General features: G+C 63.3%; 15 protein-coding genes. 5 read left to right on the top strand and 10 right to left on the bottom strand.

The window, feature by feature from the left end:
• Positions 1–26: 26 nt before the first annotated feature.
• Positions 27–2,144: a TonB-dependent receptor gene (locus ACYVHT_RS14200; RefSeq protein ID WP_460552914.1), complete on the top strand. Its 2,118-nt coding sequence runs from the start codon at positions 27–29 to the stop codon at positions 2,142–2,144.
• A gap of 137 nt (positions 2,145–2,281) precedes the next feature.
• Positions 2,282–2,983 (top strand): hypothetical protein, encoded by a 702-nt coding sequence (locus ACYVHT_RS14195; RefSeq protein WP_460552911.1) that lies wholly within the window; start codon positions 2,282–2,284, stop codon positions 2,981–2,983.
• A gap of 425 nt (positions 2,984–3,408) precedes the next feature.
• Here the strand turns inward: ACYVHT_RS14195 and ACYVHT_RS14190 are convergent, their stop codons facing one another.
• Entirely contained in the window at positions 3,409–6,183 is a 2,775-nt protein-coding gene (locus ACYVHT_RS14190; protein WP_460552908.1) for an ATP-binding protein, read from the bottom strand.
• 124 nt (positions 6,184–6,307) lie between these two features.
• A complete protein-coding gene (rpoN, locus tag ACYVHT_RS14185; RefSeq protein ID WP_460552905.1) occupies positions 6,308–7,900 on the bottom strand; it encodes an RNA polymerase factor sigma-54 in 1,593 nt (530 codons plus the stop codon).
• 166 nt (positions 7,901–8,066) lie between these two features.
• Between rpoN and asnS the strand changes: the two genes are divergently transcribed.
• Positions 8,067–9,461 carry an asparagine--tRNA ligase gene (asnS, locus tag ACYVHT_RS14180; RefSeq protein WP_460552902.1) on the top strand — a complete coding sequence of 465 codons (1,395 nt, stop codon included), beginning with the start codon at positions 8,067–8,069 and terminating at the stop codon, positions 9,459–9,461.
• Positions 9,462–9,556: 95 nt separating this feature from the next.
• Here asnS and ACYVHT_RS14175 read toward each other — a convergent pair whose 3' ends face one another.
• The 3 genes from ACYVHT_RS14175 to ACYVHT_RS14165 all read right to left on the bottom strand — a co-directional run bounded on the left by ACYVHT_RS14175 (position 9,557) and on the right by ACYVHT_RS14165 (position 12,456).
• On the bottom strand, positions 9,557–10,741 hold the full coding sequence (locus tag ACYVHT_RS14175; protein ID WP_460552899.1) for an alginate O-acetyltransferase AlgX-related protein: 1,185 nt from the start codon (positions 10,739–10,741) through the stop codon (positions 9,557–9,559).
• A complete protein-coding gene (locus ACYVHT_RS14170; protein WP_460552896.1) occupies positions 10,719–12,029 on the bottom strand; it encodes an alginate O-acetyltransferase AlgX-related protein in 1,311 nt (436 codons plus the stop codon). Before ACYVHT_RS14170 ends, ACYVHT_RS14175 begins: the two co-directional genes overlap by 23 nt.
• 211 nt (positions 12,030–12,240) lie before the next feature.
• Entirely contained in the window at positions 12,241–12,456 is a 216-nt protein-coding gene (locus tag ACYVHT_RS14165) for a hypothetical protein (RefSeq protein ID WP_460552893.1), read from the bottom strand.
• Positions 12,457–12,742: 286 nt separating this feature from the next.
• Between ACYVHT_RS14165 and ACYVHT_RS14160 the strand changes: the two genes are divergently transcribed.
• Positions 12,743–12,877 carry an amino acid--tRNA ligase-related protein gene (locus ACYVHT_RS14160; protein WP_460553135.1) on the top strand — a complete coding sequence of 45 codons (135 nt, stop codon included), beginning with the start codon at positions 12,743–12,745 and terminating at the stop codon, positions 12,875–12,877.
• Between the two features lie 24 nt (positions 12,878–12,901).
• Here ACYVHT_RS14160 and ACYVHT_RS14155 read toward each other — a convergent pair whose 3' ends face one another.
• The 5 genes from ACYVHT_RS14155 to ACYVHT_RS14135 all read right to left on the bottom strand — a co-directional run bounded on the left by ACYVHT_RS14155 (position 12,902) and on the right by ACYVHT_RS14135 (position 17,632).
• On the bottom strand, positions 12,902–14,179 hold the full coding sequence (locus tag ACYVHT_RS14155; RefSeq protein WP_460552890.1) for an alginate O-acetyltransferase AlgX-related protein: 1,278 nt from the start codon (positions 14,177–14,179) through the stop codon (positions 12,902–12,904).
• A 47-nt stretch (positions 14,180–14,226) separates the two neighbouring features.
• Positions 14,227–15,654, bottom strand: coding sequence for an MBOAT family O-acyltransferase (locus ACYVHT_RS14150; protein ID WP_460552888.1), 1,428 nt, complete (start codon positions 15,652–15,654; stop codon positions 14,227–14,229).
• A gap of 114 nt (positions 15,655–15,768) precedes the next feature.
• Positions 15,769–16,263 carry a hypothetical protein gene (locus ACYVHT_RS14145; RefSeq protein WP_460552885.1) on the bottom strand — a complete coding sequence of 165 codons (495 nt, stop codon included), beginning with the start codon at positions 16,261–16,263 and terminating at the stop codon, positions 15,769–15,771.
• A gap of 121 nt (positions 16,264–16,384) precedes the next feature.
• A complete protein-coding gene (locus tag ACYVHT_RS14140) occupies positions 16,385–16,804 on the bottom strand; it encodes a hypothetical protein (protein ID WP_460552882.1) in 420 nt (139 codons plus the stop codon).
• 108 nt (positions 16,805–16,912) lie between these two features.
• Complete coding sequence (locus ACYVHT_RS14135) at positions 16,913–17,632, bottom strand: hypothetical protein (RefSeq protein ID WP_460552879.1); 720 nt, start codon at positions 17,630–17,632, stop codon at positions 16,913–16,915.
• A gap of 492 nt (positions 17,633–18,124) precedes the next feature.
• On the opposite strand from ACYVHT_RS14135, the gene uvrA reads away from it, so the two are divergent.
• Positions 18,125–20,989 carry an excinuclease ABC subunit UvrA gene (uvrA, locus tag ACYVHT_RS14130; protein WP_460553132.1) on the top strand — a complete coding sequence of 955 codons (2,865 nt, stop codon included), beginning with the start codon at positions 18,125–18,127 and terminating at the stop codon, positions 20,987–20,989.
• The last annotated feature ends 3 nt before the right edge of the window (positions 20,990–20,992 follow it).

Below are 20,992 nucleotides of genomic sequence, written 5' to 3'. Positions count from 1 at the left end.
TGTTACCTTTCCGCTACGGCCCGCCGATGCGGTCAGTCGAAGGCCGAACGGACGTGGTAAACCAATGGTTCTCGGCGGGTAAGGCAACCGTAGCGCACGGCGCGGCGGGCAGCCGGCGCGTGGCCGGGCTGCTGCTGCTGCTGGGCCTGCTGCCGCTGGCCGGGCGGGCGCAGGTGCTGGTGGGGGCCACGGCGTTCGGGCCGGTGTTTCGGGGGCTGCGGCCGGCGGGGGCCGACACCTCGCTGCTGCTGGTGGCGCGGGCCCGGCGGGTGGGCGTGAGCACCTTCGTGCAAACGAGTGGGGCGCGGGGCTACCTGCAATTTGGCCAGCAGCAGGTGCGCTACCGGGTGGGCACCGACATGATTTACGACTCGCGCGGCGAGCCGCCCTTCGTGCGCGAAGACTACGGGGCCGACCTCGCCCACATCTACACCCTCGACGCGGCCCAGCACTGGCAGGTGGGCCAGCAGCTGCACTACGACCAAAGCCGCGCCAACGCCACCCGCACCGGCCTGTGGCTGGGCCGGCTGGGCTACCAGGCCCGCCTGCGCCCCGGCCACGCCACCGATACGCTGTCGCAGATGCGCCTGACGCTGCTGGGCGGCCTGGCCACCGACACCCGCAACGGCCGCTCCGATGCCGGCGCGGCCTACGGCTTCGATGCGGCGGCCATCTACTTTGCCAACGGGCCGGGGGCCGCGCCGCTGGCCGTGCGCGTGCTGGGCACCCGCGCCAACCTGGGGCCGCGCATCATGCAGCGGCTGGTGGCCGAGGCGGTGGGGGAGCAGGCCTTTCTGGAAGGGGCGCCGCTCACGGTGCAGGGCCGCCTGGGCTACCGCACCAACCGCGCCGAGGACTACCTGCTGGGCTCGGTGCAGCGCATTCAGTCCGATACCATTGCGGTGCAGGCGGGGGCTTCTTATAAGCTGAACGAGTTTACCACGCTGCGCTCCGATAACAGCCTGCTGGTGCCCAACCGGGCTTTTCGCTACCGGCGGCTGGGCGAGCGGGCCGATACCCTGCAGGACGTGGGCTACCGCCAGCGCGAGCTCGATACCCGCCAGGAGCTGCGCTTTGCCCAACCCAAGCTGCAAACCTCTCTCAGCTTCAGCTACCACGAGCGCACACGGGCGTATTACCTCGACAACTCCCGCTACCTGAGCGCGCCGCGCCTGGCCGTGGCCCTGGCCCGCGAGCAGGTGAAGGACATCACCGAGCAGACCATTCTGTGGCAGGGGAATATGACCTGGCTGCCCTCGCCGCGCCACTCGGTGGCGCTGGGGGGCACGGCCCAGCTGCTGCGCGTGGATGCCCCGAGCAAGGACAACCAGCAAATCCGCGACGAGGCCCAGCACCTGCTGCGCCTCACCTGGACGGGGCGTTGGGCGGGGGCCTTCCGCACCACGCTGGGCGTGGCGGGCGAGTACCGCCAGACCATCTTCATCCGGGCCAGCCAGAGTGCCGAGAACTACGGCGACCACCTGCTGCACTGGGAGCCGGGCTTCACCTGGGCCCCGGGCAAGTGGAGCATCCGCTCGCAGTACCACCTGTGGGTGAGCTACCAGGTGCGCGACCTGGCCGCCGAGCAGGCCCGCAACCGCGCCAGCCGCGTGCTGGAGCAAACCCAAAGCATCACCTACCAGCTGCGGCCCCGCCTGCTGCTGCTGGCCGACTACGTGCGCCGCGAAAACCGGGTGGGCCAGCTCAACTGGACGCAGTTCCGCGAAAGCCCGCTCGATACCAGCGTGACGCACGACCTCTCCATTGGCGGGCGGCAAAGCTGGGTGGGCCCCAAAGGCAGCACCAGCCTGCGCCTGGGCTACCGTCTGCTGGAGCAGCGCAACTACGGCCGCGCCGCGCTGGTGCTCGACAACCCCACCGGGCCGGCCACCTCGCTCATCTACCTGCACAACATCACCCGGCAGCAGGGGCCGGAGCTGGCCGTGGAGCGCCACTCGGGCGCGGGCAGCTTCAACCTCACGGCCAGCATCTGGCTGCAGTGGATGCGCACGTACTCGACCTACACGCGGGGCAAGGGCACCTACTCCGGCAGCAGCTACACGGCCCTGGACCTGGACCGCGACACGCGCCGGGTGCTGCCCTACTTTGAGCTGGCGGCGGAGTGGCGGGTGGGCCGGCGGTAGCACGTAGCGCGGACTTTGTAGTCCGCGCCGCTGCCTTATTTCTAGTATTTCCAAACGGCGCAGTAACGCGGACCACAAAGTTCGCGCTACGGTGCTATCTTCCCGCCTCACAACCTAACCCCAACCATTTCAACCCGATGGCAGCTCCCTGCCACGACCTTTACGTCAACCATTTCGAGAACATCCGGTGCAGCCGGGCCACCTTCCTGGCGTTTCTCAACTACACCGTGACGGCCACCGCCGCCAGCCCCACGGCCGCCGTGCAGGCCCTGAGCGCCGGCCTGCACACCGCCGCCGATGCCCTGGCCGGCAACGTGGTGGCCCGCGAAGGCCAGGACGGCACCGGCCAAACCCTCACCCGCACGCGCAAGGAGGTGCTGCGCGCCATGCGCGCCTTCGTGCAGGACACCAACGCCGTGAAGCTGGTGCCCGCCTACCGCCAGCAGCCCGACAAGCTGAAGGAGCTGCTGCCCCAGGGCCTCATGCACCTCACCGAAGCCAACAACACTGACTTCCCGGTGCGCTTCGAAGCCTTTGCCAAAGCCCTTACCGCCCACCAGGCCGACCTCGGGGCCGACCCCGGCAAGCAGGCCGCCGCCTTCCTCACCGAGCTCACCGCCGCCACCGCCGCCAAAGACGCCGGCCTGAAAGCCACCAGGGAAACCATTGGCGCGCTGGGCGGGCAGTGGGCCGCCGCCTGCCGCCTGCTGTGGCAGGTGCACTGCACGGCCCTGGCCGCCTATTGGGAAAAGCCCGAGCAAGCCGAGCTGTACTTCAACTACGGCCTGCTGCAACGCCCCAAGCCCAACAAAGACGCCCCGGCCGGCGGCTCCCTATAGCCTGACCGGAAAAACCATCTCAACGCGTTGCGATGGGGTACACCAGTGTGGCGAAGGCCGTCGCAAGACGTTGCGATGCCCTTCGCCACACTGGTTATAGGGCTCGCACGTCGGTGCGGTACCCTTCGCCACTGTGGTGGGGTGGCCCGCAGGCGTGTGTAAGCCATGCCACCACACTTCCCATGCCTGTTGCACCGATGCGCGGCGGTAGGCACCACACTTCTTCATGAATAAAGCCCCCGGCTGGCGCGCGTCTGCGACGCGCTGCCGGTTGGTACCGAGCCTGTGGCTCGGGCTTGCGGGCTGTTCAACGGGACCTGCCGTACCGAATACGCCCCCGAGCCACAAGCTCGTCGCCAGTCGGCAGCGCGTCGCAGACGCGCGCCAGCCAGAAGCGGGGCGGAGAACAAACATGCTCCCGCTGACTACGTGGCCGGCACTTCCTTCGGCAACTCCGCCAGCAGCTCCTCCAGCCCGGCCACGAAGGCTTCCGTCGCTTCCTGTCGCGCCGTGTCCGGCGTAGCTTCCGCTTCCAGCGCGGCGATGACGGGCGTGAGGCCAGCCGCCCCCACCAGCCGCAGCGAGGGCTTGAGCTTGTGGGCCAGCGCGGCCACGGCGGGCCAGTCGGCGGCGGCGCGGGCGGCGCGCAGGTCGGCCACCGTGCCGGGCGTGTTGGTATGGAAGGACGTCAGGATGCGGTTCATGAACACGGTGCTGCCGTGGGCCGGCTCGTGCAGCAGGGCCAGGTCGTAGGGCCGGGCGGGGGCGGCCGGTGCGGGAGCGGCCGGCTCGGCTTTGGGCCTGCGGGGCTTGCGCGGGGCCGGGGCGGGGTGAGCCGCGTCCACCAGCGGGCCTTCCACGCCCGCAATCAGCGAGGCCAGCTTGCTCAGCAGCTCGCTTTCCTCGAAGGGCTTGGGCAGGGTGTCGTTCATGCCGGCGGCCTGGTACTTCTCGGCATCGGCCCGGAAGGCGTTGGCGGTAAGGGCCAGAATGGGCGTGGCGGCCCGGGCCGGGTTGGCGTGCGCCCGAATGCGGGCCGTGGCCTCCAGGCCGTTCATGCCCGGCATCTGAATGTCCATCAGAATCACGTCGTAGCGGCGCTGCTCAAACAGCTCCAGCGCCTCCAGGCCGCTGGCGGCCTCGTCCACCAGCACGCCGTGGCCTTCGAGCAGCAGCTGGGCCACTTCGCGGTTCACGGCATTGTCTTCTACCAGCAGCACGCGGCTGCCGCGCACGGCCGCCTCCTGCACCGGCGCCAGTGGGGCCAGCACGGCCTGCCGGGCCTCGGCACTGGCCTTGGGCAGGGTGGTGATGAAGGAAAACGAGCTGCCTTTGCCGGGCTCGCTCTGCACCGAGAGGCGGCCGCCCATCTGCGTCACCAGGGCCCGGCTGATGCTCAGGCCCAGCCCCGTGCCGCCAAACTGCCGGGTGGTGTCGGCATAGGCCTGGGTAAACTCCTGAAAGATGCTTTCGAGCTTATCGGGCGCAATGCCGATGCCCGTGTCCGTCACCCGAAACTCGGTGGTGAGCGTGTCCTCGGTTTCGCTCACAAAGTGGCCCGCCACCGTGATGGTGCCGCCCACGGGCGTGAATTTGATGGCGTTGGAAAGCAGGTTGAGCAGCACCTGGTTGAGGCGGTAGGGGTCGCCCACCACCCAGGGGTGGGGGCAGGAGTCTTTCAGGCGCGTGCCCAGCACCCGAATGCCCTTTTCCTGGGCTTGCAGGGCTAGGGGCTGGGCCGCGTTGGCCATCGAGTCGCAGAGGTTGAAGGCCACCTGCTCCAGCTCCAGCTTGCCGGAGGTGATTTTGGCCATGTCGAGCACATCGTTCACCACGTTCAGCAAGTGCCGCCCCGAGTGCTGAATGATGGCCGCGTAGTTGTGCTGCTGCTCGTTGAGGCCGGTTTTGGCCAGCAGGCTGGTCATGCCCAGCACCCCGTTCAGGGGCGTGCGGATTTCGTGGCTCATGTTGGCCAGGAAGTTTTCGCGGGCCGTGGCGGCGGCTTCGGCCGCGTGCTGGGCCGCCTTCAGGGCCGTGATGTCGGTGCTCACGCCCAGCACCTGGGCCGTGCCGTCGGTGAGCACCAGCGGGCAGCGCACGGTTTGCAGCCACATGGTTTCGCCATTGGCCAGCCTTATCGACAGCTGGGTGGTGAGCGGCTGGCCGGTATTGAACACCACCTGGTCGGCCATCACCGCCGCCTGAATCTCCTCCTTGGCCATGGAGGCCTCCATGGTTTCGGTGCCGGCCAGCTCCTGCATGCGCTGCCGCAGGGCCTGCATCTGGGCATTCTCAAACACGGTGTTGCCCCGGGCATCGCGCACCCAGATGAAGTTGGGGTTGAGGTCGAGCACCAGGTTGGTGAAGGTTTGCTGGGCCAGCACGGCGGCTTCGCTCTCGCGGCTGCGGGCCTCGGCCTGCCGCCGGTTCGTGATGTCGAGGCCGTAGCACATCACCTCGCGCAGCACCCCGTCGGCCCCGAAGAGGGGCTGGTAGGAGCACAGCCAGTATTTCTCGGGCTCGCCGGTGGGGCCGGGCCAGTGCTCTTCCCAGTTCACCATCTCGCGGGCCTGCACGGCCCGCTCAAACAGGCGCTGCCGGCGGCTGGCCAGCGAGAGCGGCAGCCCGTGCTTCACGCAGTGGTCGGCAAAGGTGCGGCCGATGCGGTCGCGGCGCTCCACCGGGTCGGGCTCGGCGTAGGGGCTCACGTAGAGGTAGCGCTGATTGGGGGCGAGCACCGTGACCACGGCCGGCAGGTGCGCCATAATGGCCTCGTAGAAAGCCCGCTGCTCGCGGGTTTGCTGCTCGGCGGCGCGCTGGGCCGTCACGTTGGTGAGGTAGAGCAGGGCACAGTTGGCTTCCACCACCGGCACGGCAAACATCAGAAAGTGCTGGTCGTTGGCCACCAGCTCGCCGTGCAGGCCCTCGCCAGTGCGCAGCACCTGGGTGGCGGCCTGCACCAGCTGCGGCCGCACCCGCGACGGCCCCGTCGATTCCATCTCCTGCCGGAGCGAGGTGGCTGCCGTGTTGGAAAACAAGAGCTTGCCCTCGGCGCTGATGCGCAGCACCGGGTTGGGGTTAAGCATCGGAATGCGGCCCGCGAAGCGCATTCGCTCGATTTCGGCCTCCGCTTCCTCGCGGCGGGCGCGCTCAGTCAGCAGCTGTTTCCGAAGCTCGGCGGGAGAGAGGTCGTCTAGCATGTATCAATTAGCATTTAACAGGCCTGCGCCACTGCTGCCGGCCCATCATGAACAATCGCCTCAACGGGAATCAGCCAAAGATAGAAGCCGCTCCGGGCGCACGGCAGAAGCCTGTTAACAGAAATCAGAGCTCCTTGCGCAGCCGCGCCACCGGAATGTTGAGCTGCTCGCGGTACTTGGCCACCGTGCGCCGGGCAATGTTGTAGCCCCGGGCGTTGAGCATTTTCTCCAGTTTGTCGTCGCTCAGCGGCCGCTCCTTGCTCTCCTTGCCGATGAGGTCTTTGAGAATGCTCTTCACCTCGCGGCTGCTGGCGTCCTCGCCCGAGTCGGTGGCAATGCCCTCGGAAAAGAAGTATTTCAGCGGGTATATGCCGAACTCCGTCTGGATGGATTTCGAGTTGGCCACGCGGCTCACCGTCGAAATGTCCATGCCGATGCGCTGGGCAATGTCTTTCAGAATCATCGGCCGCAGCTTGCCCTCGTCGCCTTCCATGAAGAAGTCGCGCTGCAACTCCACAATGGCGTTCATAGTGCGCAGCAGCGTATTCTGCCGCTGCCGGATGGCATCGATAAACCACTTGGCCGAGTCCAGCTTCTGCTTCACGAAGGTCACGGCTTCCTTCATCTTGGTGTCTTTCTTGGCCGCCTTGTCGTAGGTCCGGAACATCTCGGTGTAGGCCGGGCTCACGCGCAGCTCGGGGGCGTTGCGGGCGTTCAGGGTCAGGTTGAGCACGCCGTTGTCGTTCGTCAGAATGAAGTCCGGCATCAGGTACTGCGTCTTGCCCAGGCCGCTGGGGCCGCTGCCGCCCGGCTTGGGGTTCAGCTTCAGAATCACGTTGATGGCCTCTTTCAGCTCGTCGTCTTCCAGGTCCAGCTTCTGCTGAATGCGCGGGTAGTGCTTCTTGCTGAACTCCTCAAACGTGTCGGTCAGGATGCGCTCGGCGTTCACGGTGTTCTCGTCCTGCGGGCGGCGCTCCAGCTGCAGCAGCAGGCACTCGGGCAGGTCGCGGGCCGCAATGCCGGGCGGGTCGAAGCCCTGCACCACGCGCAGCACGGCTTCAATCTCGGCCACCGTCACCTCCAGGTTCTGGCTAAAGGCTAGGTCGTTGGCAATGGCCGAGAGGTCGCGCCGGATGTAGCCGTCGCCGTCAATCGAGCCGATGAGCTGCTGGCCGATGGCCTCCTGGCGCTCGTCGAGGTCGGCAAAGTGCAGCTGGTCGAGCAGCGAATCCAGCAGCGAGCCGCTGGTGTCGGCCAGCGGGGTGTCGCGCTCCTCTTCCTCGCCTGGGCCGTCGCCCTGCATCTTGTAGCCCGCTATTTCGTCGTCGTTGAGGTAGTCGCTCAGGTCAAGGTCGGTGTTGTCGGGGGCGGTGTCGCTGTCGGCCGGGCCATCGTCTTTGGGCGAGAGGTCGGGTTCGGGCATGTCGTCGGCCATTTCAGAGTCGGTGCTGCTGCGGTCGTCAAAGTCCTCATCCAGCGTGTTTTCGTCGTTGTCGAGGTTGGCATCGGGGTCGTCATCGTCCGAGTCGTCCGAGTCGTCGCGGTCCAGCTCTTCGGCGTCGTCGGGCTCGTCTTCTTCCAGGGCCGGATTCACCTCCATCTCTTCCTTGATGCGCGTTTCCAGCTCCGCCGTCGGAATTTGCAACAGCTTGATGAACTGAATCTGCTGCGGGCTAAGCTTTTGGGAGAGGAGCTGTTTAAGGTCGAGGCGTTGCATAGTAGCGAAAGTACGGAAAGGCGACGGCAGAGGTCAATTTTACTACGGTTTGGCGTTAAAAGTTGACGACAGACGCCGTGTTGCGGCCGCGCCGCGCCCTGCAAACTTCGTGCTACTGATGCCAGGGCCTACCTTTGCCCCAATTACAATCTGCTATTTCAACACCATGTCCCTCAAACGGTCCACCGTCAAAGAGCTTCTGGCCAGCCAGGACCTCGACCGCGAAGTCCTCGTGAAAGGCTGGGTTCGCTCCCGCCGCGGCAACAAATATGTGCAGTTCATCATCGTCAACGATGGCTCCACCATCCACACCATTCAGGCCGTGGCCGATGCCGAGAAATTTCCCGAGGAAAGCCTCAACGGCGTGGGCAACGGGGCCTGCGTGGCCATTCGCGGCCAGCTTGTGGCTTCGCAGGGCAAGGGCCAGGCGGTAGAAATTCAGGCTGCCGAAATAACGGTTCTGGGCACCGCCGATGCCGAAGCCTACCCGCTGCAAAAGAAAGCCACCTCGCTGGAGCACCTGCGCGACATCGCCCACCTGCGCCCGCGCACCAACACGTTTGGCGCGGTGCTGCGCATCCGGCACGCGCTGGCGTTTGCCATCCACGACTACTTCAACCGCCACGGCTTCTATTACGTCCACACGCCCATCATCACCGGCTCCGATGCCGAGGGCGCGGGCCAGATGTTCCGCGTGACCACGCTGCCGCCCGAGCACCCGCCCCGCACCGAGGACGGCTCCGTCGATTTCACCCAGGACTTCTTCGGTAAGCAGACCAATCTCACCGTGTCGGGCCAGCTCGAGGGCGAGCTGGCGGCCATGGCGCTGGGCAGCATCTACACCTTCGGTCCCACCTTCCGGGCCGAAAACTCCAACACCGCCCGCCACCTGGCCGAGTTCTGGATGATTGAGCCCGAAGTGGCCTTCAACGAGCTGGAAGAAAACATGGACCTAGCCGAGGATTTCCTCCAGAGCCTGGTGCGCTACGCCCTGCAGCACTGCGCCGACGACCTACAGTTCCTCAACGACCAGTACGACAAGGAGTTGCTCACCCGTCTGCATTTCGTGGTCGATAACGCCTTCCAGCGCCTCACCTACACCGAGGCCGTCGAAATCCTGAAATCGGCCAGGCAGAAGTTCGAATTCCCCGTGGACTGGGGCACCGACCTGCAGAGCGAGCACGAGCGGTATCTGGTGGAGAAGCACTTCAAAAAGCCCGTCATCCTGACCAACTACCCGAAGGAAATCAAGGCCTTCTACATGAAGCTGGACGAGGACGGCCGCACCGTGCGCGCCATGGACGTGCTGTTTCCCGGCATCGGCGAAATCATCGGCGGCTCGCAGCGCGAGGAGAACTACGAGAAGCTGCTGGGCCGCATGGCCGAGATGCACGTGCCCGCCGACGACCTCGACTGGTACCTCGACACCCGCCGCTTCGGCACCGCGCCGCACGCCGGCTTCGGCCTGGGCTTTGAGCGCCTCGTGCTGTTCGTGACGGGCATGAGCAACATCCGCGACGTGATTCCCTTCCCGCGCTACCCCAAGAACGCGGCGTTTTAAGCGCGTCACCAGCATAAGCACAAGCGGCGGCTCCGGTAACGGGGCCGCCGCCTGCGTTTGTAGCACCGCCGCTGTCCGGGCTATCGGGCCGAAACCTACTGCCCGGCCTGCAGGACCGGCAGGGCCGCCCGGCTGAAATCGTGGTCAAAATCGACTAGGTTGTGCTCGGTAAATAGCAGCAGCACCACGTCGTGGGCGGCAAGCTGCTCGCGCAGGTTCAGGTCGCTCACGCGCGGGGCCGGGCCGCTGGGCTGCGGATACGTCACTTCCTGGTTGTAATACCAGAAATGACTTGCCGGCGCAAAAAGGTGCTGCAGGTAAGGATAAAACTCGAACAGACTGTAGCCAAAGCTGTCGCCGACCAGCAGCAGCCGGGGCTGCGTCTGCCCGTGGCGGGGGGCCTCAAAAGCCAGTGTGGGATAGGCCAACGGCCCGGCAGGAGCTACCACCAGGTTGAGCACGCGGGCAAGGTCGTCATCGGTGCTGCGCGGCTGGCGGCTGATTTCCAGGCCGGTGCGGCGCACTGTGGGCAGTCGGAAGTGGCCGCGCTGCTCCATCAGGCGAAAGAGCGTATCGGCGGCGCGCGTCATTCCGTAGCCGCTCCAGTGCGTGCCGCCGGGGGGAAACAGCGGGTAAGGGCTGCTCGGCTTCCAGGCCTTGAATAAGGCGCTGAAGTCAAGGAGATTGATGCCGGCGGCGTGCATGGCGTGGGCATACAGCCGGTAGTTGCGGGCCGGGGGGCCCAGGGGCTGGCACGAATCGGGCAGCAGCTCCGCGTAGAACGAGGGCTTGGCCGGGGCAATGGCAAACACCAGCAGCTTGCCGCGCCGGGCCAGCGAATCCTGCACGGCCCGCAGCACCTGCACCCGCTCCCGGATTTCGGTTTCGGGCACCTGCCGCTGCCGGTTGAGGTAGCCCAGCAGGGGGCCCCGCTCGAATAGCTGATGCTGTCGGCCCGGCACTATTTCAGAAGTCGATGCCTGGTCGAAAAGATTGTAGCGCAGCTGGTTGCGTGGCCGAGACAGCCAGAAGCGAAAGCCCAGCTTCTGGGTGGCGTACTGCTCCAGCGAATCCTGGTAGGTGCCCGCCCGCAGCGCCTGCCAGCTGAAATCAGGCCGGCGGCGGGCCGCCTCAAACCCCGCCGCCGGCGGCCGGAATATTTTCATGTGAAGCGCCGTTTGCAGGGCGGGCAGCAGGCACAGCACAAACAGGGCCCGCAGCAGCCGGCGCTTGGTGCGGGTGGGCGCAGTGGCCCGGCTATCGGAGTTGCTGGCGCTCATACTGGTCCTGCGCCCGTTGGCGGATGCGCTGGGCGAATCCTTCGGGGTCTTCGGTTTGCTCTTTCCAGGTGGCCGCGCTGGCCAGTTTCCGGGTCAGCTGGTCGATGGCCGCTTGGTCGGTAGCCGTGAGGGGGTGGTAGAGGCGGTACACTTGCTCGGTAAAACCAAACTCGTTTTCCACCAGGTTGTGCTCCGTAACCAATACGATTACAAACTTTCGGGATTCCAGCTGTGGGCGCAGGTCGAGGCTGCCCACCCGCTCGCCGGTGTCGTGGTACGTGCTGTCGGGCAGGTGCACGGCGTTGTTGTAGTACCAGAAGCGGGTGTCATCGGCAAACTCGCGCTGCATGTAGGGGCTCACCAGCATCAGCGCCCACACAAAGCTGTCGCCCACGAACAGTGCAGAGGGCCGGGTCTGGCCCGGCCGGGGCGGGTCGAAGGCCAGCTGCCGGTAAGCCAGTGGCGTAGGGGCTGGCAGGTACATCAGGTTGAGCAGCCAGCCGAGGTCGTTGTCGGTGCCGCGCAGGCCCTGGGCTTCGCGCACGAGGCGGGGCGGCGCCACCGTACGCACCGTGGGGAAGCGCAGCCGGCCCAGCAGCTCCAGCTGGCGCAGCAGCGTATCGGCGGCCAGCGTGGCCCCGTAGCCGCTCCAATGAATACCGTCGCGCGGAAACAGCGGGTACGGCTTCGTGGCTTTCCAGCGGGCAAATACCGGCACCATATCCAGCAGGTTTACGCTGTCGGCGCGCAGGGCCTGGGTAAACAGGTCATAGTTGGTAACGGTGCCCGGCGCGGGCCGCAGCTGGGCCGGCAGGTCTTCGGGCTGGTAGCGGGCTTTGTTGGGAGCCAGCACAAACAGCAGCTCCACACCGCGTCGCGCCAGCGCCCGCTGCACCGCGCGCAGCCGCCGCACCCGGAAGCGTACCTCGGCAGCGGGCAGCCGGTCGTGGCCCAGGCAGCTGCCGATGGGCGCGGGCTGAAACAATACCCGGTGCAGCCCCACCACGATGTCGTGCGACTTCGCTACCCGAAACCACGAGTACAGCAACTGATTGCGAAAGCGAATGAGGTACGGCCGAAACCCCAGATGCTCAGCCAGGTACTGCTCCAGGGCCGGCTGGTAGGTGCCGGCGCGCAGCCCGGCCCAGGAAAATTCCGGGCGCGGCGCGGGCGTGACCGCCCCATCCAGGCCCGCTTCCTTCGAAAAGTGGACGCGTCCCTGAATGGCTGGGACCAGCAGCATGGCCAGCAGCACCCATAAAAACAGCCATTTAAGAATAGTAATCACGCGCAAAAAGGGATATTCCAACTGTTGCTGCCCAATGGCCGATTAGCAGGCCGGGGCTCATTGATAAACCGGTTGCTCGAAGCACACGGTTTTATAAATTCATTTGGCCACCAAACTTGCTTTTGGGCGACGTTGAAAATTCGAATTTATAAGTTCTGGCAGCGGGCTGCCGCGGCCGGGTGCGTCAGACAGAAAGGGTACGCAATTCCTCTTAACGTCTGTCTTGATAGACTGCTTCTACCTTTCTGCAAACCTGCTCCAGGTAAGCGCCGCCTTTCACCTGCTTTGCCCACGCAGAGCCAGGATTCTCGGCAAGCTCATCCGCCATCCGCTTTTTAACCAGCTGGTCAATGGCAGTTCTATTACTATGTGTAAGAGGATGATAGAGTAGGTAAGCCTGGTTCGTGAATTCGAATTCTTTTTTCACCAAGTTGTGTTAGGTAGGAGGGTAAGACGACGAAGCGGGTGACTCCAGCTGCTGCCACAAATCGATGTCTTACCTCACGTGTTCTGTGTAAAAAAGGGCTCTGTCTGGTTAATGGATATATCCACGCTGCCAGCGCAGCCCCTCATGCGCCCAGTGCGTACCAGCCCGAGCGAAAGGCGGATAGGCTGAAGGTTTTTTCCACTGGGCCATCAGCGGCACAAAGGTTAGCTGGGCTACCGCGTCTTGCCGGAGTGTCCGCAGAGACAGGGCATAAACTGGTGATAGTATCCGTCGTTGCGGCACGTGGTCGCATGTCGGCTTTGGCCTGTGCTTCGAGCGATTGGTGCTGTTGGTGACGGGTACGAGCAACATCCGCGACATAATTTCCTTCCCGCGCTATCCGAAGAATGCTGCTTCTTAAGCGCACAGCTTTGTGTATGGAGGGTTATTCGCGCTCTTTGTTGAAGAGGATGTAGGCCTTTTGATACATTTTATCGGTGAAATAGGGGTCGCTGCCTTCCTCCCAAGTGGCGTTGCGGGCCAGCGTTTCCTTTAGCTGTTCGATTCGGGCCCGGTCGGCGGGCGTGAGGGGATGATACAAGTCGTAAAGGCGATTGATGAAGCTGTCAGAGGCTAGGTTCTGCTCCGTTATGAGAATCATGATAAACTGCCGGGATTCAATCTGTTGGCGAAAATCCAACTGGTTCAGATTTTCCCCCGTTCTGGCAGAGTTGTCGCTGAACAGAAAGATGGTTTCCTCCAATCCCCAGTAGCGGGAATCTGGGGAGAACAAGGTTTGCATGTATGGGTTGAACTGCATGAGGGCTGCCCCGAAGCTGTCGCCCGAAACCAGTAGATTGGGCCGCTGCTCACCCGGTTGCAAGGGACTGAACACAATGTGCGGATAAGCCATCGGGTAGTTCTGGTAAGGCTGCAATAGATTCAATGGGCTGCTCAAGTCTCCGTCGGTGCTGCGCATTGTATCACGGCTGACCTGTATCGGCCCCTCGCGCCGGAAATCGAGGAGGTTGAACGACCCGAGCTGTTCCATCCGCCGGAATAAAGTGTCGGCGGCCAGGGTCGAAGCGTAGCCACTCCAGTGGGTGCCCCCTTTCGGAAACAAGGGGTAACGGGTAGTGTCCTTCCAGCGCTGAAACAACGGGCAGAAATCCAATACATTGATGTTGTTCGCCTTCATCTCCTGCATAAACACTTCATAGTTAGAGTGCGGCTGTTTTTGCTGGCTCAAATAGGCGGGCAGGTCTTCGGGCTGGTAGCGTGCCTTATTGGGCGCCATCATGAACAGGAACGGAACACCGCGCTCGGCTAGGGCCTGCTGCACGCTCCGCATCCGGCGCACGCGGTGGCGAATCTCGGCTTCCCCCAAAAAGTCCTTGCCCAAGTAGCTATCTACCGGGCCGGGCTGATAGAGCACATTGTCGCGGCCGATAACAAGCTCGGTGGAGCGCGCCACGCCGAGCAGCGAAAAGGACAGCTGGTTGCGCAGACGCACCAGCCATGGCCGGAACCCAAGGCGGTCCTCCAGGTAGTGCTCCAGTTGCGCCTGGTATTCGCCGTTAGTCAGGCTATTGGCAGTTAGCTCGGGGTGCTCCGCGGTGATGTAGGCCCCTCCCAGTGCGGGCTCGGGTAGCCAATGAAACTTGGCCTGTAGCGCTGGGGCAATGAGTAAAAGGAGTAGAAAGGATAATAATAAGTGCTTCATTAGCAAGAATGTGGCTGATGCGTTTCATTACCAGTCCAGTTGGGGTGCTAGAACCGAAAGTATATGAAGGGGTTGAAAGTACTGCCGAGCACGTAGCTGATGCTAAGCACTAAGAGCAGGGCCGTTACCATTGTAAGACTGAACGCCCCGCGCAGGCTGAAGTGACCACGGGCCAGCGTGCTCAGCTCCCAGCGCTCCACAGCTGGCCAGGCGGCTGCGAAGGCAACCAGCGAGGCCAGACCCAGTGTAAACCAGAACTCCGTATTGAAATAGGTGGACGAAACAGACGCACCCGCTAGCCCCATCATGGTTTTGAGGTATTGCAGGGCCCCGGCCAGCGTTTCGGCCCGGAACAGCACCCAGCCAACGACGGTGATGGCGAAGGTCGGCACGATGCTCAGTACGCCGATTTTCTTGTACAGCTTCAGCAGGAACAGCCGCTCCAGCACCAGAAACAGGCCGTGGTAGGCGCCCCAGGCAATGAAATTCCAGGCCGCGCCGTGCCAGAAGCCCGACAGGATGAACACCGTCCAGAGGTTGACGTAGAGGCGGCTGGGGTGTACGCGGTTGCCGCCGAGGGGAATGTAGAGGTAGTCGCGCATCCAGCGGCCCAGCGTGATGTGCCAGCGCTGCCAGAACTCGGTGATGGAGCGCGAGACGTAGGGGTTGTTGAAGTTCTCCGGGAACTGAAAGCCAATCATGCGGCCGATGCCGATGGCCATGTCGGAGTAGCCCGAAAAGTCGAAGTAAATCTGGAACGTGTAGGCCAGCGCCCCCAGCCAGGCCTGGCCGGAAGCCAGCGTATTGGGGGCGGCCGTGAAAATGTGGTCGGCCTGCTCGCCCAGCACGTTGGCGATGAGCACCTTTTTGGCCAGGCCCAGCACGAAGCGAAACGCGCCGGCCAGCTTGTGGTCGATGGTATCGAAGGCGGCCCGGTCGGTGAGCTGGCCCGCGATTTCGTGGAAGCGCACAATGGGGCCGGCTATCATCTTCGGAAACAGCATGATGTAGAGCATGAAGTCCCAGAAGGATTTCAGCGGCTTGTTCACGCCCCGGTACACGTCGATGGTGTAGGTGAGCTTCTCGAAAGTGAAAAAGGAGATGCCGATGGGCAGCACTACTTTTTCCCAGGTGAGGGGCGGACCGCCGAAGTAGGCGCGCATCGCGCTGGCATTCTCGAGAAAGAAGTTGGCGTACTTGAAATAGAAGAGCATGCTCACGTTGATGACAATGCTCATTATCAGGAAAATGCGCTGATTCCAGCGCTCCGCCGTGGCATCCATGAAGCGGATGAGCACGAAATTGACCACCACCGAGCCCAGGAACAAGCCCAGAAAATTGAGGCCGCCCCAGGCGTAGAAGCCAATGCTGGCCAGCAGGGCCACGGTGTTTTTGAACCGGGCCGGCACTGCGTAGTAAAGCAGCAGGAAACCCGGCAGAAAATAAAAGAGAAAGAGCGTACTGCTGAAAACCATATGGCGGAAGGAAAAGAAAAACCCCGCCAAAGTTATGTAGCATCCAAGGGATGGAAACGAAAAAGGACCTGCCACCGCAGGTCCTTTTTCGTTTCCATTACACTTGCTGCCGGGTTAGTCCCGGCCCCGGCCCCGGCTGTGGCCATGGCCCTGACTGTTGCCGTCCTGCCGTCCCTCGCGGTAGCCTTCGCGATACATTTTTTTGGCCTGGCCGGGGGGCAGGCCACGGTTTACTATCACGGGGCGGGGCCGCACCACCACCGTGCGCGGCCGCACCACCACGGCGCGGGGGTAGCGGGCGCGGTTGGCCCGCACGTACACCCAGGGCTCGCGGCCCCGGTAGTCGAGCACCACCGGATGGAACTGGTAGGGGTCGTAGCCATCAAGCACGGCCACCGGCACCCACTGGCCGCCCCGGTACACAATGTACTGCTGGGCATAGAGGTCGTAATAGCCATCGATTTCAGGAATGTAGTAGAACTGCGTGCCCTGCGGCACGGCAGGGCCCCAGGCGGGGCGGCCCACGTTCACATTCACCTGGGCCTGGGCGGCCGTCAGGGCCAGCGCGCTGAGCAGCACCGTATAGAAGGTTCTGGATAGGAAATTCATGGCTGATTGAAAAAAGAAGCAGAGCTGATACGCACGAAAGGCAAGGAAGGTGCCAAACCCGGGCGTTACCAAAAAGCCCCGCCGGATGAGGGCGGGGCCTGATTAGGAAACGCGCAGGGGGCTAGTGCTTTTTGCCCTTGCCATGGCCTCTGCCATGGTCATCGTCGTGATGCTCGTCGTGGCGGTACATTTTTTTGGCCTGGCCGGGGGGTAGGCCGTGGGGGTTGCCGCCCCGGTAGGTCCAGGGCTCGGCCCCCCGGTACTCGATGTACTGGGGGTGGAAATTGGCGGGATTGTAACCGTCGATGCGCTCCAGGCGCGACCATTTGCCGTTGCGTTGTACGATGTAACGGCGGGCCGGCACGTCGTAATAGCCGTTGATTTCGGGCACGTAGTAGTACTGCGCATCGGCTGGCGCGCCCACTACCACGGGCGGTGCCGTGTTGATATTAACGTTGACCTGCGCCTGAGCGGCCGGGGCAGCAGTGAGTGAAATTCCCCCGAGCATCGTGGCACAGAGGAGGGTGGGAAGCAATTTCATGATGGACTGAATTAAAGGTAAAAACTACAACACCCGGCCCCTGATGTAGCGCCGGGTGCTGTATACTAGGATTGGGATAAGCAAGTTGAGTGCCGACCCAAATGAACGTTAGCCCCGGCCACGACCACCACCGTGGTTGCCACCCCCGCCATTGTTGCCGCGCCCGCCGCCATTGCCGCCACCCGGTTGCCCTTGGTTGCCCCGGCCGCCACCATTGCCGCCCTGATTGCCGCCCATGCCACCGTGGTTGCCCTGCCCTTGGCCAGGATTATAGCCACCGGGCTGAGGCTGCTGTTGGGGTTGTGGGGGAATCTGGTTGCCACGCGGGGTACTGTAACCACCCCGGTTGTCGTGGTCGTTGCGGCCGTCGTAGCCCCGGCCGTTGGAATAGCCACCGCGGTTGTCGTAGCGCGGGCGGCCGTAGCTGCTGCCGTAGCCATAGCCGCCGTTGTAGTAGCCCCGGCTGGGGCCGTAGTTGCGGTAGGGCTGGTAGGCGTAGCGCTGGCGGTAGTAGCTCACCTGAAGCCAGGGCTGCGGGCCGCGGTAGTCCACAACCACCGGATGAAACTGGTAGGGGTCGTAGCCATACAACTCGGGCAGCGGCACCCAGTAGCCGTCCTGATACACAATATACTGCTGGTTGTAGAGGTCGTAATAACCATCAATCTCGGGGATGTAGTAATACTGCGTGCCATAAGGAACCTGGGGGCCCCAGGCCGGTACGCCGATATTAATATTCACCCCCACCTGCGCCTGAGCGGCCGGCGTGGCCAACAGGGCAAACGCGCCCACCAGGGCCGCGCCAAACAATCTTGCGAGGGGTTTCATGTTAATTGATTGAATGAAAAACGATAACAGGCCACTAACGGCGCTGCTCTTCAATAGATGCAAGGCAAGTGCCAAGATGCCCAGCGGAGTAGCCTCAGGGACCAAAAATGTCGGCCAACTGCCCTGAATCGTCGCCGGTTTATTTTCTATTGGAATGCCGGGCACAAATGCCGCGCCCTGGCTGTTGTGCACCAACGCCCCGGCCCGGCATAAACTAACGCGACTGGCAAATATGCCTATTCCATTAGCCTTCGGGGCCCCTTCTACGTACCTTTACGCACTTATTCGCTGCGTTTCTGAATGGCCAAAAAATCCACTGCTTCTCCGGTTGCCAAAGCCCCAAAAGCTCCCAAAACCACTGCCGCCACGCTGAAAAAACAGTTGGCCGGGACCCTTACCGAACCGGCTGCCGCTACGGCCAGCCAGCCCAACCCGGCCAGTGTGGAAGTTGCTCTCCAGCATCAGACGCCTGATGTGCTGCCGCCTGTGACCATGACCGGCACCACCGTTAATGGCTCATCGCATCACATCGATGCTCCCTTCATTGAAGTGTACGGCGCGCGCGAGCACAACCTGAAAAACGTGTCGGTTAAAATCCCGCGCAACAAGCTGGTGGTGTTCACGGGCATTTCGGGCTCGGGCAAGTCGAGTCTGGCCTTCGATACCATTTATGCCGAGGGACAGCGGCGGTACATGGAGACGTTTTCGGCCTACGCCCGCAGCTTCATGGGCGGGCTGGAGCGGCCCGATGTGGACAAGATTGAGGGCCTGTCGCCGGTTATCAGCATCGAGCAGAAAACGACCTCGCGCAACCCGCGCTCCACGGTGGGCACCATCACGGAGATTTACGATTTCCTGCGCCTGCTGTATGCCCGCACCGCTGAGGCCTTTAGCTACGCCACGGGCAAGAAGATGATTCGGCAGAGCGACGACCAGATTATCAACTACATCCTCAAGCACTTCGACGGCAAGAAGCTGGTAGTGCTGGCGCCCGTGGTGAAAGGCCGCAAAGGCCACTACCGTGAAGATTTCCAGAAGATTGCCAAGCTGGGCTTCACCAAAGTGCGCGTCGATGGCGAAATTCTCGACATCACGGCCAAGATGCAGGTGGACCGCTACAAAATCCACGACATCGAAATTGTGATTGACCGGCTGCTGGTGAAGGAAGAAGACCGGTTCCGCCTCTCGGGCTCGGTGCAAAACGCCCTCACGCACGGCAAAGGCACCATGCTGGTGCTCGACCCCGACGCCAAAAAGGCCGCGCCGCAGTTCTTCTCGCGCTTTCTGATGGACCCCGCCACCGGCATCGCCTACGACGACCCGGCGCCTAACACGTTCTCTTTCAACTCGCCCTACGGCGCCTGCCCCACCTGCAACGGCCTGGGCGAGGTGCAGGAAATCACCGAAGAAGCCGTATTGCCTGACCGCAAGCTGAGTATCAGCCGGGGCGGCATCGCGCCGCTGGGCGAGTACCGCGACATCTGGATTTTCCAGCAGCTGCAGCTCATTCTCAAGAAGAACAAGGCCACCCTGAACACGCCGATTGAGAAGCTGCCCGAGGAGCTGCTGAAGCGCCTGCTGCACGGCATCTCGGAAGACGAGGCCGACAGCGGCAAGGGCATGTACAACGAGGCGTTCGAGGGCATTATCCCCTTCCTGCGCCGGCAGATGGACTCGGAGTCGGACAACATCCGGGAGTGGATTGCGCAGTACGCCCAGGCCCAGCCCTGCCCCGAGTGCCAGGGCTACCGCCTCAAGAAGGAAAGCCTGCACTTCCGGATGGACGGCAAGCACATCGGCGAGCTGTCGGTGATGGACCTCAACGAGCTGGCCGCCTGGTTCGAGGGGCTGGAAAGCCGCCTGAGCGAGCGCCAGAACGTGATTGCCCGCGAGCTGCTAAAGGAAATCCGCAAGCGCATCGGCTTTTTGCTCGAAGTGGGGTTGGATTACCTGAACCTGCACCGTCCGGTGCGTACGCTGAGCGGCGGCGAAAGCCAGCGCATCCGCCTCGCCACCCAGATTGGCACCCAGCTCGTGGGCGTGCTCTACATCATGGATGAGCCCAGCATCGGCCTGCACCAGCGCGACAACGAGCGGCTGATTAAGGCCTTGCAGCACCTGCGCGACATCGGCAACTCGGTGATTGTGGTGGAGCACGACAAGGACATGATTCTGCACGCCGACCACGTGCTCGACATTGGCCCCGGCGCGGGCGTGCACGGCGGCCACATCGTGGCCTCGGGCACGCCGCAGGAGATTTTCAACTCCGGCTCGCTCACCTCGCAGTACCTGAGTGGGCAGAAGCACATCGAAATCCAGAAAAAGAAGCGCAAGGGCGAAGGCACCGAGCTGGTGCTGAAGGGCGCCAAGGGCAACAACCTGAAAAACGTAACCCTCAAGGTGCCGCTGGGTAAGCTGGTGGCCGTCACGGGCGTGTCGGGCTCGGGCAAATCCACGCTCATCCACGACACGCTGTACCCGATTCTGAATCAGCATTTCTTCAACGCCAAGAAGGAGCCGCTGGCTTACAGCAGCATCGAAGGGCTGGATTTGGTGGACAAGGTGATTGAGGTAGACCAGTCGCCCATCGGCCGCACGCCGCGCTCGAACCCGGCCACTTACACGGGCGTGTTCACCGAAATCCGGCAGCTGTTTGGCGAGATGGCGGAGGCCAAAATCCGCGGCTACGGCCCCGGCCGCTTCTCCTTTAACGTGAAGGGCGGGCGCTGCGAAACCTGCGAGGGCGCAGGCATCCGCACCATTGAGATGAACTTCCTGCCCGACGTGCACGTGCCCTGCGAAACCTGCAAAGGCCGCCGCTACAACCGCGAAACGCTGGAAGTGCGCTTCAAGGGCAAGTCCATCACCGACATTCTGGACATGACGGTGGAGAAGGCCGTGGAGTTCTTCGAGTTCCAGCCCCGCATCCTGCGCAAAATCAAAACCCTGAACGAGGTGGGCCTGGGCTACCTCACGCTGGGCCAGCAGGCCACCACGCTAAGCGGCGGCGAGGCCCAGCGCGTGAAGCTGGCCACCGAGTTGAGCAAGAAGGACACAGGCAAGACGTTCTACATCCTCGACGAGCCCACCACCGGCCTGCACTTCGAAGACATCAACCACCTAGCCGACGTGCTGCAGAAGCTGGCCGACAAGGGCAACACCGTCCTCATCATCGAGCACAACCTCGACCTGATTAAGGTGGCCGACCACGTCATCGACATCGGCCCCGAGGGCGGCGCGGGCGGCGGCACCATCGTGGCCCAGGGCACGCCCGAGCAGGTGGCCAAGGCCGGCAAAGGCCACACCGCCCGCTTCCTGGCCGAGGAGTTGCGCACGAGCAAGTACGCCACGGTGTAAATT

This window comes from Hymenobacter daeguensis (assembly GCF_054780555.1).
This window is presented reverse-complemented; position numbering and strand designations above follow the sequence as displayed.